The following is a 16,253-nucleotide window of genomic DNA, read 5'->3' on the forward strand; positions in this document are numbered from 1 at the left end:
TCGGCCGGGGAATCCCCTATATTGGTCGGGCATGACCGCGTATTCCCTGGACGCCACCGACTGGAAGCTGCTGGAAGCCCTGCAGCGGGACGGCCGCGCCAGTTTCGCCGAGCTGGCCCGTACCGTCGCCATGTCGCCGAGTGCGGTGACCGAACGGGTGCGACGGCTGGAGGAGGCGGGGGTGATCACCGGCTACTCGGCGGTGATCGACCCCGAGCGGATCGGGCTGCCGATCCTGGCGCTGGTGCGGCTGCGCTATCCGCACGGCAACTACAAGCCCTTCCACGACCTGCTGGCCGGTACCCCGGAGGTGCTGGAAGCGCATCACGTCACGGGGGACGACTGCTTCGTGATGAAGGTCGCCGCCCGCTCCATGCGGCATCTGGAGGAGACGACCGGGCGGCTGTCCGGGCTCGGCGCCGTCACCACCAGCGTCGTCTACTCCTCGCCGCTGGAGCGCCGCCCGCTCGTGCTGTGAGACCGGGCGGGCGCGGCGCCGGACAGGCCGTCAGGCGGTGCGCTGGCTCAGCGTCGAACCGTCGCGGCCCTTGCTGACGCGCAGCCGGGCCGGGATGCGGTCGCGCAGGTCGGCGACATGGCTCACGATGCCGACCGCACGGTCCCGTTCGCGCAGCCCGTCCAGCACGTCCAGGACCTCGTCGAGGGCCTGCTCGTCGAGGCTGCCGAAGCCCTCGTCGATGAAGAGGGTGTCCAGCCGCATGCCGCCCGCCTCGTCGGTGACGACGTCGGCCAGGCCGAGCGCGAGGGCGAGCGAGGCGTAGAAGGTCTCGCCGCCGGACAGGGTGGAGGTGTCCCGCTCGGTGCCGGTCCAGGCGTCGACCACGACCAGGCCGAGCCCCGACTTGGCCCGCCCGCCGCCCCGCGCGTCGCTGTGCACGAGGGTGTAGCGCCCGCCGGACATCCGCTGGAGCCGCACCCCGGCCGCCGCGGCGACCTGTTCGAGCCGCGCGGCCAGCACGTACGTCTCCAGCTCCATCCGGAAGCGGTTCTCGGCGGAGGTGGCCGAGACGAGGTCCGACAGCCGGGCCAGCCGCTCGTACGCGGTACGGGCCGGGGCCAGCTCCCGCACCAGCGCGGCGGCCTCGTGCCCCAGCCGGTCGAGTTCCGCGCACCGCGTCCCGGCCGCGGACTCCCCGGCTGCCGCCCGCCGCAGCCGCGCCTCGGCGGCCGCCAGACCGGCCTCCGCGGCGGCGGGGTCGGGAGCCGGCAGCAGGGCGAGAGGGTCGGCGTCCCCGTGCTCCGGTACGGTGCTCCGCGGGCCGTCCTGGTCCGCCGCCGCCCGTGCCGCGGTGGTGAGGGCCTGCGCGGCGGCCTCGACGGCGGCGCGTGCCGCGGCCTCCTCGCGGTCCCAGGTCCCGGCCCGGCGCTCGGCCTCCCACAGGCGCGGCGGCGGGAGGAGCGCCGCGGCGGCCTCTGCGGCGTCGCGGAAACCGGCCCGCGTGGCGGCCTCGGCGAGCGCGGAATCGGCCTCGGCGAGGCGTTCGGCGCTGTCGGCGCGGTCCCGGGCGGCGTGGGCCGCGCGGTCCAGGAGCGCGACGGCGGCCGACAGCCGTTCGCGGCGGGCGGTGACGCTCGGGTGCCCCGCCCGCGCCCTGGCCACCTCGCCGCTCAACCGCTCGTACTGCTCGTCCAGTTCCTCGCGCCGGGAGGTACGGGCGGCGGCCCGGCGCTGGGCCTCCTGCTGCTGCGCGGTGCGCCGGTCGCGCTCCCCCTCGGCGCGGCCGAGGGCCGCCCGCGCCTCGGGGACGTCGGCCGCGGCCCGCAGGGCGGCGTCGTGCGCGGCGGCCGCCTCCCCGTGGCGGGCGGCGAGTTCGGCGTACGGGGCGGGCCCGGCGGCCGCGGTGGCCGCCTCCAGCGCGGCGCCCAGCCGGGCGGCGTTCTCGCGGGCCGTGTCGTAGGCGGCGGCGCGGTCCTGGAAGCGGGCGTACGCGGCGTCCTCGTCGGCGCGGGTGACGTGCCGCCCGGCGGGCCGCGCGGGCGCGGGGTGCTCGGCGGAGCCGCAGACGCGGCAGGGCTCGCCCGCGGTGAGGCCCTCCGCGAGTTCGGCGGCGATGCCGGAGATGCGGCTCTCCCGGAGGTCCTGCCAGGCCTCGCGCGCGTCGGCGGCGTGGTCGCGGGCCGCGCGGGCGGACTGCTCCGCGGTGTCCAGTTCGGCGGCGAGCGTGTCCCGGCGGGCGGCGGCGTCCCGGCGCTGCCGGGCCGCGGTCAGCTCGGCGGCGAGGGCGGCGGCGCGGGCCGCGGCCTCCTGGCCCGCGTCGAGCCTGGCCTGGAGGGCGGCCCGTTCCCGCGGCCACCCGGCGAGCCAGCCGCCGGCGTCCCGTAGGGCCTCCTCGTCGTCGCGCTCCTCCCGCTCCAGCAACTGCCGCCGGGCGGCGACCTCCCGTACCCGCGCCTCCGCCTCGGCGGCCGCGCCGAGTCCGCCCAGCACCTCCCGCAACTCCCCCGCCCGCTGCTCCAGCCCGTCGGCGCGCAGCCCGCCCGCCGGTCCCGCCGCTTCCCGGGCCGACGGGACGAGACCCCGCGCGTGCCCGGCATTCGCCCCCTCCCGGGCCCCGGGCACGAGGCCGGGGGCGTGCGCACTCCGGCCGTCCAGCCCACCGAGCCCGTCCCCGACCTCCCGGACCCCCGGGCCACCACCCTCCGCACCCCCGCCGTCAAGCCCACCGAGCCCGTCCCCGACCTCCCCGGCCCCCGGGCCACCACCCTCCGCACCCCCGCCGTCCTCGCCGCCCACCGCAGCGGACCCGGCACCGGGTGCGTCCCCGGCTCCCGGGGTCGGGGCCGGCTGCCGGGAACTGCCCGGGGCGGCATCGCCCGACGCGGTCGGGTCGCCCCCGCCGGGCTCCGCCGCCCGCTCTGCCCCCGGCGTCCGTTGGGCGTCGGCGGTACCGCCGGGCTGCTGCGGCGGCACCGCGAGGGCCGGCTCCCCGGCGGCGGACAGGGCCGTGGCCGCGGCCTGCTCCGCCGTGCGGGCCTCCGCGTGCAGGGCGGCGGCCTTGTCGCGGCGGGTGAGGGCGGGTTCGACGGTGGTGGCGCGCTGTGCGCGGGTCAGCGCGGCGCGGGCGGCGGCGCGGGCGGGGGCCTCGGCGGCGAGCGCGGCGGCGCGGTGTACGGCCTGTTCGTAGCGCTGGCGGAGCGCGTACCGCTCGCGGGCCTCCCGGGCGGCGGCCTCGGCGGCGGTGTGGACGGCCTCGGCGCGGGCGAGGGCGGTGCGCGCGATGTCGTGCTGCTCGCGGGCGGTGCAGCGCAGCAGCGCGGCGTCGGCGAGCAGTCCGAAGCCGTCCCCGGACTGCTCGCCGAGACCGGCGGCCTGCCGCATGCGGGCGGTGACGTCCGCGGTGCGCCGGTCGCCGTCGGCGAGCCGTGCGGCGGCCGCGAGCTTGTCGTCGCGCAGCCGGTGCTCGACGGAGCGGAAGCGCCGGGTGTCGAAGAGCCGGCCGAGCAGCGCGGCCCGTTCGGTCGCCCCGGCCCGCAGGAAGGTCGCGAACTCGCCCTGCGGCAGCAGCACCACCTGGCAGAACTGCTCGCAGCTCATCCCGATCAGCTGCCGGATCTCCTCGCCCGCCTCCTGGTGCGACTTGGACAGCGCCCGCCACTCCCCCGCGGTGTGCTCGCGCAGCAGGGTGACGGCCCGTTCGGTGGTCGTGCCGGTGCCGCGTTTCTTGGCGCGGGGCTGTTCGGGCCGCCGGGTGATCTCCAGCCGCCTGCCGCCGAGGGTGAGGTCGAGGACGACCTCGGTGGGTGTGCCGGGCGCGGCGTGGTCGCTGCGCAGCCGGGTGGCGGGCCGGTCGCCGGGCACCTGTCCGTACAGCGCGAAGCAGACCGCGTCGAGGACGGAGGTCTTGCCGCCGCCGGTGGGGCCGTGCAGCAGGAAGAGCCCGGCGGCGGACAGCGCGTCGAAGTCGACGGACTGCTCGGCGGCGAAGGGGCCGAAGGCGGTGAGGGTGAGCCGGTGCAGTCGCATCAGTCGCGCTCCGCGGCGGTGGCGGCGGCGCGCGCCGCGTCGAGGGCGTCGCGCAGCAGCCGGCTCTCGTGCGCGTCGGGGTCGCTGCCGCGTACGTGGCGGACGAAGTCCTCGGCGATCTGCCGGTCGTCGCGCCCGGCGAGGCGGCCGGCGTAGGAGGCGGCGCCGTCGTCGGGCCGCTCGTCGGGCTCGAAGCCGAGGCTGAGGATGTGCGGGAAGCGCCGGGCGAGCGCGGCCATCGGCTCGTAGGGGCGTACGGGGTCGGTGAGGACGGCCTCGACCCAGGAGTCGGTGTGCGCCTCGTGCGCGGGGTCGGCGAGCAGGTCGTCGAGCCGTCCGCGCAGCCGGGCGAGGCGGCGCGGTACGGGGGTGTCGGCGCGCCGGGCGTCGATCGTGCCGTCCGCCGCGAGGTCGACGATCCACATGCTCTTGCGGTGGTGCTCCTCGGAGAAGGAGTAGGCGAGCGGCGAGCCGCTGTAGCGGATGCGGTCGGCGACGGTCTGGCAGCCGTGCAGGTGGCCGAGCGCGGTGTAGTCGAAGCCGGCGAAGAGCGCGGCGGGTACGGAGGCGACGCCGCCGGTGGTGATGTCGCGTTCGCTGTCGCTGGGCGCGGCGCCGGTGACGAAGGCGTGGGCGAGCACGACGCTGCGGGTGCCGGGCGGGCGGGCGGCGAGGTCGGCGCGGATGCGGTCGGTGGCGGCGGCGAGCACGCAGGGGTGGTCGGCGCGCTCGGCGCCCAGGGTGTCGCGGACGAGGGCGGGTTCGAGGTAGGGGATGCCGTAGACGGCGACCTCGCCGTGGGCGTCGCGCAGCAGCACGGGGCGGTCGCAGGCGGCGGGGTCGGTGCGCAGGTGGACGCCGGAGCGGCCGAGCAGTCCGGCGCCGACGCCGAGGCGGCGGGCGGAGTCGTGGTTGCCGGAGATCATCACGGTGGGCACGCCGCAGTCGGCGAGAGCGTGCAGCACGCGGTCGTACAGCTCGACGGCGGACAGCGGCGGGACGGCGCGGTCGTAGACGTCGCCCGCGACGAGCACGGCGTCCACGGCCTCCGCGCGGACGACGGCGACGAGGTGGTCGAGGAAGGCCCGCTGGGCGTCCAGCAGGCTCACCCGGTGGAAGGACCGGCCCAGGTGCCAGTCCGATGTGTGCAGCAGCCTCACCGGGCCGCCTCGCCGTGCGTGCTCACCCTCGCCGTTCCTCGCCCTCCGCCGGTCCCCGTGGTGATCACTGGATTCTAGGCCGTCGGCGGGGCCGCCCGGGGGGCGCCCGCGATACGGGCCCGCCCGTGCCGGTGGGCGCGGGTCCGGACCGGGTGCCGCTTCGGCCTACCGGAAGTTTTCGTCCGACGATTCGAAAGCTGCCGCGTCGAATGTTCGACAGTGCGCGACGCATTCAGGACGAACCCGCCCATTCGGCAGGGCCCCTGACGCCCCCCGCTCCGATGTCCCGCCGCCGGGGCGGAAGATGGCCGCCGACGGGCGCACCCGCCCCCGCAGTGCGGGCGGGCCGCGATTTCCGCTGGCCATTGACCGGTTGCGAGGGGGCGCCTACAGTCCATAAAGATTCGCATTCATGATGAGCGTTCATATGTGTGGACAATGAGAGGCATCAATGCTCGACGGCGTGCTCTTCTTCCCGGTGACACCGTTCACCCCAGAGGATTCGGTCGATCTTCCGATTCTTTCGGAACACGTGCGGCGGGGGGTCGAGGCGGGGGCCGGCGGCGTGTTCGTCGCGTGCGGCACGGGTGAGTTCCACGCCCTCGAACCCGGGGAGTACGCCGACGTGGTCCGCACCGCCGTCGCGGCGGTCGGCGGCCGGGTCCCGGTCTTCGCCGGGGCGGGCGGCTCGCTGCCGCTGGCCCGCACCTTCGCGCGGGCCGCGGCCGAGGCGGGCGCGGACGGACTGCTGCTCATGCCCCCGTATCTGGTGCAGGCCCCCGCGGCGGGCCTGGTCGCGTACGTGACCCAGGTGACGGCGGCCACCGACCTGCCCGTCATCGTCTACCAGCGCGGCGGCGCCCGCTTCGACGTCGCCTCCGCCCTGGAGGTGGCCCGGCTGCCGAAGGTCGTGGGCTTCAAGGACGGCCTGGGCGACCTCGACCAGCTCTCCCGGATCGTCACCGCGGTGCGCGCGGACGCCGTGGCGGGCGCCAAGGACTTCCGGTTCTTCAACGGCATGCCGACCGCGGAGGGCACCGTGCCCGCCTACCGCGGCATCGGCGTGGACCTCTACTCCTCCGCGGTCTTCTGCTTCGCCCCGGAGATCTCGCTGGCCTTCCACCGGGCGGTGACCACGGGCGACGACAAGACCGTGCAGGAGTTGCTGGCCGGCTTCTTCCACCCGCTCATCGCGCTGCGCGAGCGCACCCCCGGCTACGCGGTCTCGCTGGTCAAGGCCGCGGTGCGGCTCGGCGGCCTGGACGTCGGCGGGGTGCGGCCGCCGCTGACCGACCCCACGCCGGAGGATCTCGCCGAACTCGCCCGGATCGTCGAGGCGGGCCGGGCCCTGGTGGCGGCGGAGGCGGCGCGGTGAGCGGCGGCATCAGGATCACCGGCGTCGACATCACCCCGGTCGCCTTCCGCGACCCGGCGCTGCTCAACGCCGTCGGCGTGCACGAGCCGTACGCACTGCGGGCGATCGTCGAGGTCCACACCGACCAGGGCATCACCGGGCTCGGCGAGACCTACGCCGACGAGGGCCATCTGCGGCGGCTGCACACCGCCGTCGACGTCATCACCGGCATGGACGTGCACACCCTCGGCGGTATGCACCGGCGGATCTCCGAGGCGCTGGCCGGCGACACCGGTTCCGACGGCCACGGCCTGACCGGCATGATCACCAGCAGCAGCACCGCCGACCGGGTCTTCGCGCCCTTCGAGGTGGCCTGCCTGGACATCCAGGGCAAGGCGGCCGGGCTCCCGGTCAGCGACCTGCTGGGCGGCGCGGTGCGCTCCTCTGTGCCCTTCAGCGCCTACCTCTTCTACAAGTGGGCCGGCCACCCGGGCGCGGAGCCCGACGCGTGGGGGGAGGCGCTGGACCCGGACGGCATCGTGGCCCAGGCCCGGAAGATGACCGAGGAGTACGGATTCGGCGCGATCAAGCTCAAGGGCGGGGTCATGCCGCCCGAGGAGGAGATCGAGGCGATCCGGGCGCTGCACAAGGCCTTCCCCGGCGTGCCGCTGCGGCTCGACCCGAACGCCGCCTGGACGGTGGACACCTCGGTGCGGGTCGCCCAGGAGCTGGACGGCGTCCTCGAATACCTGGAGGACCCGACGCCCGGCCAGCAGGCCATGGCCGCGGTCGCACGGCAGGCGCCCATGCCGCTGGCCACCAACATGTGCGTGGTGGCCTTCGACGAGCTGTCGTCCGCGGTGGCCCGCGACTCCGTGCAGGTCGTGCTGTCCGACCACCACTACTGGGGCGGCATGCAGCGCTCCCTGCTGCTGGCCGGCATCTGCCGCACCTTCAGCCTGGGCCTGTCCATGCACTCCAATTCGCACCTGGGCATCAGCCTTGCCGCGATGACCCACCTGGCGGCGGCCACGCCCAACCTCACCTACGCGTGCGACACCCACTGGCCGTGGAAGACCGAGGAGATCGTCGTCCCCGGCGCGCTGGAGTTCTCCGGCGGCGCGGTGCGGGTGCCGCGCACCCCGGGCCTGGGCGTCGAACTGGACCGCGACGCGCTGGCCCGGCTGCACGAGCAGTACGTGCGCTGCGGGCTGCGCAACCGGGACGACACCGGCTACATGCGGCGCATCGACCCCTCGTACGAGAAGAAGTCGCCGCGCTGGTGACCGCCCTCCAGCCGGACCCCGCCTAGACGTCGACGTAGGCGCTGCCGCCCGCCTCGCAGGTGGCGGCGCCCGCCGTCACGTCGGCCAGCCAGGACGCGAACGCGGGCACGTCGTCCGCCGGGACCCCGACGGTGAAGGTCACCGCGGCGCCGTACGCGGTCTCCCGCAGCGCGTGGCCGGCCGCGCGCAGGTCGTTCTCCAGCCGCCCGGCCCGCGCGTGGTCCACCACCACGGTCAGCAGCACCAGGCGGCGCCGCTCGACGGTGCCGATCTCGTCCAGCGCCGCCGACACCGCGCCGCCGTACGCCCGGACCAGGCCGCCCGCGCCGAGCTGGATTCCGCCGTAGTAGCGGGTGACCACGGCGACGGTGTCGCGGACCGCGCGGCCCAGCAGCACCTGGAGCATGGGGGTGCCGGCCGTCCCGCCGGGCTCGCCGTCGTCGCTCGCCCGGTGCAGCCGCCCGTCGGGGCCGATGACGTAGGCGAAGCAGTTGTGCGTGGCCGCCGGGTGCGCCCTGCGCACCTCGCGGATCACCGCCTGCGCGGCCTCCTCGTCGGCGGCGGGGGCCAGCGTGCACAGGAACCGCGAGCGCTTGATCTCACTTTCGTGCACGCCCGCGCGCGCCACCGTCAGGTAGGAGTCCGCCATCGGTCCAGACTAGGGGGTGGCCCGGCGGGGAATGGAGGTACCTCTGCCCCGGTTGACCAGGGCGTACGGGCTTGCCACGACGGGCGACGGAGGACGGTATGTACGGCGACAGCGCGACGGTGCGGCGGATCCTGGAGGACAGCGGCGACACCTGGGCGGTGGTCGGCCTGTCGAACAACACCGCCCGCGCCGCGTACGGCGTCGCCGAGGTGCTGCGCCGCCACGGCAAGCGGGTCGTGCCGGTCCACCCGAAGGCCGAGGCCGTGGCGGGCGAGCAGGGGTACGCCTCGCTCGCCGAAATCCCCTTCCCGGTGGACGTGGTGGACGTCTTCGTCAACTCCGCGCTCGCCGGGCAGGTCGCCGACGACGCGGTCGGCATCGGGGCGAAGGCCGTGTGGTTCCAGCTCGGCGTGGTGGACGAGGCGGCCTACGACCGCACGCGCGCGGCCGGGGTGGAGATGGTCATGGACCGCTGCCCCGCCATCGAGATCCCGCAGCTGGGCTGACGGCCGCCCGGTTCAGACGCCGAGCCCGTCCAGGACCACGGCGTTCGGCAGGCCGCCGAGCAGCTTGCCGGGCACGATGAGCTTGCCCCGGCGCGCCCCGCTGCCGATGAGCACCCAGGGGGTGTCCAGCACCGCCGGGTCGATCAGCAGCGGCCAGTGCGCGGGCAGCCCGACCGGGGTGATGCCGCCGTACTCCATGCCGGTCTCGCCGGTGGCGGTGTCCATCGCGGCGAAGGACGCCTTGCGGGCGCCCAGGTGCCGCCGTACCGCGCCGTTGACGTCCACCCGGGTGGCGGACAGGACCACGCATGCGGCGAGGGTGACGTCCTGGCCGCGCTTGCCCGCGACGACCACGCAGTTCGCCGACGCCTCCAGCAGGCCCTCGCCGTAGGTGGCGGCGAAGACCGCGGTGTCGGCCTTCTCCGGGTCGCTGTCCACGTGCAGCATCTCGGCGGTGACGGCCGCCGCGACGGGCGGCGGCAGCAGCTCGCGGCGCTCGGTGGCGGGCTGGGCGTCGTCGAAGTCTCCGATGGGGGCGCGCATGCGGCGAATCTAGCAAAACGCGTGGCCCGCCCGCTCAGGCCGGCTGCTGGAACTCGTCCGCCTCCGGCCGCAGTTGCCCGCCCGGCTCGTCCGGCGCCGCCACGAGCGGCACCCCGGGCGCCGGGGTGCGCAGCGGGGGCTGCCACGCCCCGGCCGCGGAGTCCCAGCGCCGGACGACCCGGGCAGGTGCGCCCGCGACGACCGCGTAGTCCGGGACCTCGCCGCGGACGACGGAGCCCGCCGCGACGACGACGTTCCGGCCGAGCCGCGCGCCCGGCAGGATCACGCAGTTGGCGCCGAGCCAGCTTCCGGCGCCGATCTCGACGGGGGCGGTGCGCGGCCACTGCTCGCCGACCGGCCGGGTCACGTCGTCGTAGGAGTGGTTGATGCTGGTCAGATAGACGTTGGGGCCGCAGAAGACGTTGTCGCCGATCGTGATGGGGGCGAGCGCCACCACATGGCTGTCCCGGCCCAGCACCACGCCGTGCCCGAGCCGCAGCACCGGGCCGGGGCCGTAGTCGGGCGGGGGGTGGCCCGCGGGCGCGGCCTCGGGGGGCAGCAGGCCGACGGTGAGGGTGACCTGCTCGCCGATGATGCAGTAGTCGCCGAGGTGGATCCAGCGCTCCCCGAAGACGGTGCCCTGCGGGTGGGCGAGCCGGGTGCCGGGCCCGATGCGGCCGAAGCGCAGCGGCCCGGGGCGCTCCGCGGTGACGGCGGCGGTCTCGTGCGCCCAGCGCCAGGCGCGGTGCACGAGCCGCGACACCGCGCGCCGCCGCCGCGCCGCGAGCCCGCGGCCGCCGGGCGGGGCGGGGGGCACGGGCGCGGTGTTCGCGTTCTCGGAAAAGAACACGTTCTTGTTCCTGGGCACGCAGCCACCGTATACGGTGCCGGGGAAGATCGGCGGAACGGCATGAGGGAGCGGTCCGATGGCGGAGCAGCAGGCGGGGGCACGGGAGCACCGCACCGGGGCCCTGGTCGCGGGGATCGCCGGCGTACGGCCGGAGATCGACCCGGCGGCGTACACGGCCCCGACCTCCGTGGTGCTCGGGCGGGTGACGCTGGGCGCCGGGGCGAGCGTCTGGTACCACGCGGTGCTGCGCGGGGACTGCGAGTCGATCGCGATCGGGGCCGGGTCCAACGTCCAGGACAACTGCTCGGTCCACGCCGACCTGGGCTTCCCGGTGGTGGTGGGCGAGAACGTCCCCGTCGGGCACAACGCGGTGCTGCACGGCTGCACGGTGGAGGACGGGGTGCTGATCGGGATGGGCGCGACGGTGCTGAACGGTGCGCGCATCGGTGCCGGTTCACTGGTGGCCGCGCAGGCGCTGGTGCCGCAGGGGACGCAGGTCCCGCCCGGCTCGCTGGTCGCCGGGGTGCCCGCGCGGGTGCGGCGCGAGCTGACCGAGGAGGAGCGGGCGGTGGTCCGGCTCAACGCCGAGCACTATGTGGCGCTCGCCGAGGTGCACCGCGACGCCGTCGGGGACGGGCGGGGCTGAGCGGAGGAGGCGGGCGCGCCGGGCCGTACGCGGACCGGCGGGCGCTGCCTACTCGGCGGGCGCCGCCGCGACCTCGGCCGCCTCCTCGGCGGGCGCGGCGGCTTCCATCTCCGCCTGCACCTTCGCCGCACGCCGCTTGACCAGGACGAGCGAGCCGATGCCGAAGAGCACCGCGATGCCCAGCCCGACGTAGCCGAAGCGCTTGAGCCACGGCTCGGCGACCTGGCCCACGTAGTAGATGACGGCGGTGATGCCGCCGGCCCACACGATGCCGCCCAGCGCGTTGGCGGTCAGGAAGCGGCCGTAGGGCATCTTGAGCACGCCCGCGAGCGGCCCGGCGAAGATCCGCAGCAGGGCGACGAAGCGGCCGAAGAAGACCGCCCACATGCCCCAGCGCTGGAAGGACCGCTCGGCGGTGGCCACATGCCCTGGCGAGAAGTGCGAGGGGAAGCGTCTGCCGAGCCGTTCGAGCAGCGGTTTGCCGCCCTTGCGGCCGATCGCGTAGCCGATCGAGTCGCCGCCGACGGCCCCGACGATGGCGAAGGTGCCGACCAGCCACGGGTTGGCGTTGCCCTGCGAGGACATCAGCGCCGCGGTCATCAGCACGATCTCGCCCGGCAGCGGGATGCCCAGGCTCTCCAGGCCGACCACCAGACCCACCATCAGGTAGACGGCGACCGGCGGGATGCCGTCGAGCCAGTCCTGCACATGCACAGGAGGTCCCTCCCCACGACGACGGTCGAACGTGCGCTCCCGGCGCACTCCCAGGAAGCCTAACCGACCGGACGGGCGAACCGTCCCGGACCGCCGCGCGTTCCGGCCGGTCAGCTCGGGTCGGCACGGTCCGCGTCGGCGGGGGGCGGGGCGCGGCGGCGGGCTCGGCTCCCGGGGCCGGACCGTCGGGGCTCGGCTGCCGGGCTCAGCCGCCGGCTCAGCTGTTGGGGCGCAGTGTCCAGACGATCGTCATGTGCGAGGTCTCGGCGCCGTCCTCGCGGCGCACCGACACCTCGACGGGGAACTCCGGCCGGGTGCCGGCGTCCAGCTCCGCGAGGACCTCGGCGGCGGGCCGGCCGAGCACCGCGGTGGCGGTCAGCGGGCCGCGGGCGAGCTTGGTCCAGCCGATCTCGGCGCGCACCGGCAGCGGTACGGCCCGGCCCAGCTGGTCGGCGAACGCGCCGATCACGACGGCCCCGCTCGCCGACTCGGCGAGGGTGAACATCGCGCCGGCGTGCGGCCCGGCGACGTGGTTGTGGTACTCCGGGTCGTCGGGCAGCGCCAGCACCGCACGCTCGGCGGTGGTCTCCAGGTACTCCAGCCGGAGCGTGCGGACCATCGGCACGGTGGCCGTGAGGAATTCGCCTATGGAAGCCGGCGTGGGCAAGGTCTCGGACATGCCAGGATGTTACCAGCGAGTAGGCCCATCCGGCGTGGAACCACGGCGCCCGCTCCCCTAGTGTTTCCAGCCATGTGGCCAGGAGACCAGCAGGCCGGGGGACAATCCGGCGGAGAGCAGTACCCAGCGGGCAATCCCCCGCAGCAACCCCAGGGGCCGTACGGTCAGCCGCCGAACCCGTACGCGCAGCCGGGCTATCCGCAGCCCCCGCAGCAGCCGGGCTACCCGCAGTCCGGCCAGCAGCCTCCGGCGCAGCCGCCCGTCCCGCCGCCCGTCCCCCCGGGGCAGCAGCCGCCGGCCCCGCAGCCGTACCCGCAGACCCAGCCGTACGGCACCCCGTCGCCGTACGGCCAGCCCGGCTACCAGCAACCGGTCCAGCAGCCCGGGTACTCCGTGCCGGGCGGGCCCGGTCCGATCGGCTACCCGACGCCGCAGCCCTTCCCCGGCGGGCCCGGGGGCGGGCAGCAGCCCGGCCGCAACAAGACCACGATCGCGATAGCCATCGGCGCCGCCCTCGCGGTGATCGCGGCCGTCGTGGTGACCGTCGTCCTCGTCGGCAAGGACGACGGCAAGAAGACCGACGCGCACGACACCACCTCGCCCAGCGTCTCCGCGAGCTCCGCCACCCCCACCGGCACCCCCACGCCCACCGCGACCGGGACCATGGAGGCCGGGGGCGGCGACGAGGACGACCCGCGCGGTCCCGCCGGCTCCACCGACGTCCAGCCCGTCGTCCCCGGCTGGAAGGTCGTCAAGCGCGCCGAGCGCAACTCGGCCTTCGACGTGCCGCCCGGCTGGACGGTCGGCAGCGAGTCCATGAGCGTCGGCTACGAGGACGACGCGGGCAAGCCGCAGGTCATCGTGGGTGCCCCCGCGTACTACATGGAGGACACCTGCAAGGACGGCAAGGTCTCCGCCAGCAACGCCACCGCGGGCACCAAGGGCGGCGCGGGCGCCGCCAGCCTCCAGGCCGCCGCCGAGAACGAGGCCAGGGCCTGGGCGAAGTACGCCTTCCAGGAGAACGACAAGGGCACCGTCTCCCCCGCCCTCGACAGCAAGGCCTTCCACAACGCGCACGGCATCACCGGCTGGCAGGCGCAGGCCACGATGACGAACGTGCCCAAGGCCAACAAGTGCTCGTCGAACGGCGTCGCCTACGCCGTCGCCTGGCTGGACCCGGCGCAGAAGACCCCGACCCCGATCGTGTGGGTGCTGTGGGCCAGGACCGGGGTCTCCGGCCAGCTCGCGCAGTCGGTGATCGACCAGATCAAGTCCACGATCCGGCCGATCAAGCAGTAGCCGCCTCCGTCGCCCGGGTCCCTCGGCGGGCGGAAGAGCCGGGGGACCCGGGCGCGGGGCCCGGCCGCCGGTAAACCGTTTGGCAGGACGCCCGGGGTGCGGCGATAGTCCCCTGATGACCGCAGACGACCACCGGGCCGGCCACCGGACCGCCCGCCGCGGCCTCCCGCCCTGGGCAGGACGCGACTTCCGGCTCCTGGTAGGCGCCTCCTTCATCACCGGCGCGGGCAACGCGGGCGCGACGATCGCCGCGGCCTTCGCGGTCATCGAGGCGGGCGGCAGCGCCACGGACGTCGGCGTCGTCGCCGCGGCCCGCACGCTGGCGATGGTCGTGCTGCTGCTCGTCGGCGGCGCGCTCGCCGACCGGCTGCCGCGGCAGCACGTCATGGCCGTCGCCAACGTCGTCAACGCGGTCTCGCAGGCGCTCTTCGCCGCGCTGGTGCTGACCGGCCACCCCGCGCTGTGGCAGATGGCCGCGCTCACCGCGGTCGGCGGCGGGGCCCACGCGTTCTTCGCGCCCGCGGCCCAGGGCCTGGTGCTGGCCACCGTCGAGTCCCGGCACGCGGGCCCGGCCATCTCCGTCTACCGGCTGTCCACCAACGCGGCCACCGTCGGCGGCGCCGCGCTCGGCGGCGCGCTGGTCGCGGCGGTCGGCGCCGGGTGGGTGCTCGCGGCCGACGCGGCCGGCTTCGTGGTCGCCGCGGTGCTGCGCGCCCGTATCGACACCGGCGGCGCCGCCCGGCTGCCGCGCACCGGCGGGGTGCTCGGCGAACTGCGCGAGGGCTGGCGCGAGGTCATCAGCCGGCCCTGGCTGTGGGGCATCGTGGTGCAGTTCTCCGTCGTCAACGGCATGTTCACCGCGGTCGAGTCGGTCTACGGCCCGCTGGTCTCCCGCGACCACCTCGGCGGCGCGGGCCCCTGGGGCCTGGCACTGGCCGCCGGCGGGCTCGGCACGGCGTGCGGGGCGGTGCTGATGATGCGCTGGAAACCGCGCCGGGTGCTGCTCGTCGGCACCCTGTGCGTCTTCCCGCTCGCGCTGCCCGGCGCCGCGCTCGCCCTGCTGCTCCCCGCGTGGACGCTCGCGCTGGTGATGTTCGCGGGCGGCATCGCGATCGAGGTCTTCGCGGTCGGCTGGATGCTGGCGATGCACCAGGAGATCCCGGAGGACCTGATGTCACGGGTCGCGGCCTACGACTGGCTGGGCTCGGTCGCCATGACCCCGGTCGCGGTGGCCGCGGCGGGCCCCGCCGCCTCGGCGTTCGGCCTGCGGCCCGCACTGTGGGGGTCGTCCGCGCTGATCGTCCTGCTGACGGCGCCGGTGCTGCTGCTCCGCGACGTCCGCACCCTGCGGATGGCGCCGCGGCACCCGTCGCCGCTCCGGGTTCCCGCCCGGGAGGCGGAGGAGGAGGCGGCCGCGTAGGGCGGCGCGCCGCGCGCGGTCACCCGACGCTGAAGGCGCCCTCCGGGGGCGGCGGGGAGGGGCTCGCGGTGGCGTCGGTCACCGGAGCGGCCCTGCCCGTCAGCCGGACCAGGTCGGCGCCGTGGACGACACGCGCGGGGAAGGCGTCGGCGGCGCACCGCCGCCTCAGCGCGTCCACGGGCAGCGGGCGGCGGCTCGCGGCGAGGACGGCGTTGCCGTAGCGCCGGCCGCGCAGCACGGTGGGCTCCGCCAGCACGCACACGTCGCCGCCGCCCGCCTCTTCGTCTGCCGCGCAGGCCGCGAGCGCGGCCCGTACGGTGGCCAGTTGGGAGCGCAGGAAGGCAAAGGGCGCGGCGTCGGCGAGGTTGGCGAGGTAGAGGCCGCCGGGCCGCAGGACGCGCAGCGCGTCCCGTACGAACTCCACCGACGTCAGCTCGGCCGGCACGGTGGAGCCGCCGAAGACGTCGGCCACCACGAGATCCGCCGTCCCGGCCCGGGCCGTGGCGGTCCAGGCGCGGGCGTCCGCGGTGTGCACGACCGGCGCGGGATCGCGCGTCGGCAGCACCTCCGCGACCAGCGCGGCGAGCCGCCCGTCCGCCTCCACGACCTGCTGCCGCGCCCCGGGCCGGGTGTGCGCAAGCCAGCGCGGCAGCGTCATCGCCCCGCCCCCGAGGTGCACCGCGTCCAGCGGCTCCTCACCGGGGAAGACCGCGTCGACGGCGTACGCGATCCGGCGCACGTACTCGAACTCGAGGTGACCGGGGTCGTCGAGATCGACGTACGACTGCGGCGCACCGTCCACGGTGAGCAGCCACGCACGGTCGCGGTCGATGTCGGGAAGCAGGCGTGCGGTGCCGAAGTCGGTCTCACGCGTCACGGGCGCGGGGTCGGCGCCCGGTCCGCCGGGTTCCTCGTCGTGGTCCACCGCCCCATTGTCGCGCGGCGCCCACGGGCGGCTCACGGCGGAGCCGGTGCCTCCGGCGGCGGGACACGGAGCCCGTCCGGCGGGCCCCGGCGATCCGGCAGCTTGGCGTGGCCGGTCCCTCCGACACCGGGCCGGGTGCTCCGGCTCCCGAACGGGTACGGCAGCTGCACGCGGTGGGGCCGGGGTGTGCGGCCCGCCGCTGCCCGGTACGGGTGACCGTACCGGGCAGCGGCGGGA

At 76.0% G+C, this 16,253-nt stretch carries 15 protein-coding genes; 7 read left to right on the top strand and 8 right to left on the bottom strand.

Features of this window, described 5'->3' with window-relative positions:
* Positions 1-31 precede the first annotated feature (31 nt).
* Positions 32-478 (top strand): Lrp/AsnC family transcriptional regulator, encoded by a 447-nt coding sequence (locus ACH4PY_RS30930; RefSeq protein WP_398190372.1) that lies wholly within the window; start codon positions 32-34, stop codon positions 476-478.
* A gap of 30 nt (positions 479-508) precedes the next feature.
* On the opposite strand, the gene ACH4PY_RS30935 is transcribed toward ACH4PY_RS30930, so the two are convergent.
* Both ACH4PY_RS30935 and ACH4PY_RS30940 read right to left on the bottom strand, forming a co-directional pair.
* A complete protein-coding gene (locus ACH4PY_RS30935; protein ID WP_398190375.1) occupies positions 509-3,985 on the bottom strand; it encodes an AAA family ATPase in 3,477 nt (1,158 codons plus the stop codon).
* Positions 3,985-5,145 carry an exonuclease SbcCD subunit D gene (locus tag ACH4PY_RS30940; RefSeq protein ID WP_398190378.1) on the bottom strand — a complete coding sequence of 387 codons (1,161 nt, stop codon included), beginning with the start codon at positions 5,143-5,145 and terminating at the stop codon, positions 3,985-3,987. Before ACH4PY_RS30940 ends, ACH4PY_RS30935 begins: the two co-directional genes overlap by 1 nt.
* A 451-nt stretch (positions 5,146-5,596) precedes the next feature.
* Between ACH4PY_RS30940 and ACH4PY_RS30945 the strand changes: the two genes are divergently transcribed.
* On the top strand, positions 5,597-6,520 hold the full coding sequence (locus tag ACH4PY_RS30945) for a 5-dehydro-4-deoxyglucarate dehydratase (protein ID WP_398190382.1): 924 nt from the start codon (positions 5,597-5,599) through the stop codon (positions 6,518-6,520).
* Positions 6,517-7,785, top strand: a complete 1,269-nt coding sequence (locus tag ACH4PY_RS30950) for a glucarate dehydratase family protein (protein ID WP_398190386.1) — start codon at positions 6,517-6,519, stop codon at positions 7,783-7,785. Before ACH4PY_RS30945 ends, ACH4PY_RS30950 begins: the two co-directional genes overlap by 4 nt.
* A 22-nt stretch (positions 7,786-7,807) precedes the next feature.
* Here ACH4PY_RS30950 and ACH4PY_RS30955 read toward each other — a convergent pair whose 3' ends face one another.
* The gene (locus ACH4PY_RS30955; RefSeq protein ID WP_398190389.1) at positions 7,808-8,434 is read right to left on the bottom strand and encodes a YigZ family protein; all 627 of its coding nucleotides are present in this window, start codon (positions 8,432-8,434) and stop codon (positions 7,808-7,810) included.
* 98 nt (positions 8,435-8,532) lie between these two features.
* On the opposite strand from ACH4PY_RS30955, the gene ACH4PY_RS30960 reads away from it, so the two are divergent.
* Positions 8,533-8,940 carry a CoA-binding protein gene (locus ACH4PY_RS30960; protein ID WP_398190392.1) on the top strand — a complete coding sequence of 136 codons (408 nt, stop codon included), beginning with the start codon at positions 8,533-8,535 and terminating at the stop codon, positions 8,938-8,940.
* A 12-nt stretch (positions 8,941-8,952) separates the two neighbouring features.
* On the opposite strand, the gene ACH4PY_RS30965 is transcribed toward ACH4PY_RS30960, so the two are convergent.
* Both ACH4PY_RS30965 and ACH4PY_RS30970 read right to left on the bottom strand, forming a co-directional pair.
* Positions 8,953-9,483, bottom strand: coding sequence for a YbaK/EbsC family protein (locus ACH4PY_RS30965; protein ID WP_398190396.1), 531 nt, complete (start codon positions 9,481-9,483; stop codon positions 8,953-8,955).
* A gap of 34 nt (positions 9,484-9,517) precedes the next feature.
* Positions 9,518-10,351, bottom strand: coding sequence for an acyltransferase (locus ACH4PY_RS30970; RefSeq protein ID WP_398190400.1), 834 nt, complete (start codon positions 10,349-10,351; stop codon positions 9,518-9,520).
* 58 nt (positions 10,352-10,409) lie between these two features.
* On the opposite strand from ACH4PY_RS30970, the gene ACH4PY_RS30975 reads away from it, so the two are divergent.
* Positions 10,410-10,979 carry a gamma carbonic anhydrase family protein gene (locus ACH4PY_RS30975; RefSeq protein WP_398190403.1) on the top strand — a complete coding sequence of 190 codons (570 nt, stop codon included), beginning with the start codon at positions 10,410-10,412 and terminating at the stop codon, positions 10,977-10,979.
* 48 nt (positions 10,980-11,027) lie between these two features.
* Here the strand turns inward: ACH4PY_RS30975 and ACH4PY_RS30980 are convergent, their stop codons facing one another.
* Together ACH4PY_RS30980 and ACH4PY_RS30985 are read right to left on the bottom strand one after the other, a co-directional pair.
* Positions 11,028-11,693, bottom strand: a complete 666-nt coding sequence (locus tag ACH4PY_RS30980) for a DedA family protein (protein WP_398190407.1) — start codon at positions 11,691-11,693, stop codon at positions 11,028-11,030.
* A 217-nt stretch (positions 11,694-11,910) separates the two neighbouring features.
* Positions 11,911-12,372 (bottom strand): DUF4442 domain-containing protein, encoded by a 462-nt coding sequence (locus ACH4PY_RS30985; RefSeq protein WP_398190410.1) that lies wholly within the window; start codon positions 12,370-12,372, stop codon positions 11,911-11,913.
* 72 nt (positions 12,373-12,444) lie between these two features.
* Between ACH4PY_RS30985 and ACH4PY_RS30990 the strand changes: the two genes are divergently transcribed.
* Together ACH4PY_RS30990 and ACH4PY_RS30995 are read left to right on the top strand one after the other, a co-directional pair.
* Positions 12,445-13,671, top strand: a complete 1,227-nt coding sequence (locus ACH4PY_RS30990) for a hypothetical protein (protein ID WP_398190413.1) — start codon at positions 12,445-12,447, stop codon at positions 13,669-13,671.
* Between the two features lie 115 nt (positions 13,672-13,786).
* Positions 13,787-15,091 (top strand): MFS transporter, encoded by a 1,305-nt coding sequence (locus ACH4PY_RS30995; protein WP_398190416.1) that lies wholly within the window; start codon positions 13,787-13,789, stop codon positions 15,089-15,091.
* 19 nt (positions 15,092-15,110) lie between these two features.
* Here ACH4PY_RS30995 and ACH4PY_RS31000 read toward each other — a convergent pair whose 3' ends face one another.
* Positions 15,111-16,016 carry a spermidine synthase gene (locus ACH4PY_RS31000; protein WP_398190419.1) on the bottom strand — a complete coding sequence of 302 codons (906 nt, stop codon included), beginning with the start codon at positions 16,014-16,016 and terminating at the stop codon, positions 15,111-15,113.
* Between the last annotated feature and the right edge of the window lie 237 nt (positions 16,017-16,253).

The organism is Streptomyces sp. NPDC021224 (assembly GCF_044332905.1).
In the GTDB taxonomy this organism is placed as follows: Bacteria; Actinomycetota; Actinomycetes; order Streptomycetales; family Streptomycetaceae; genus Actinacidiphila.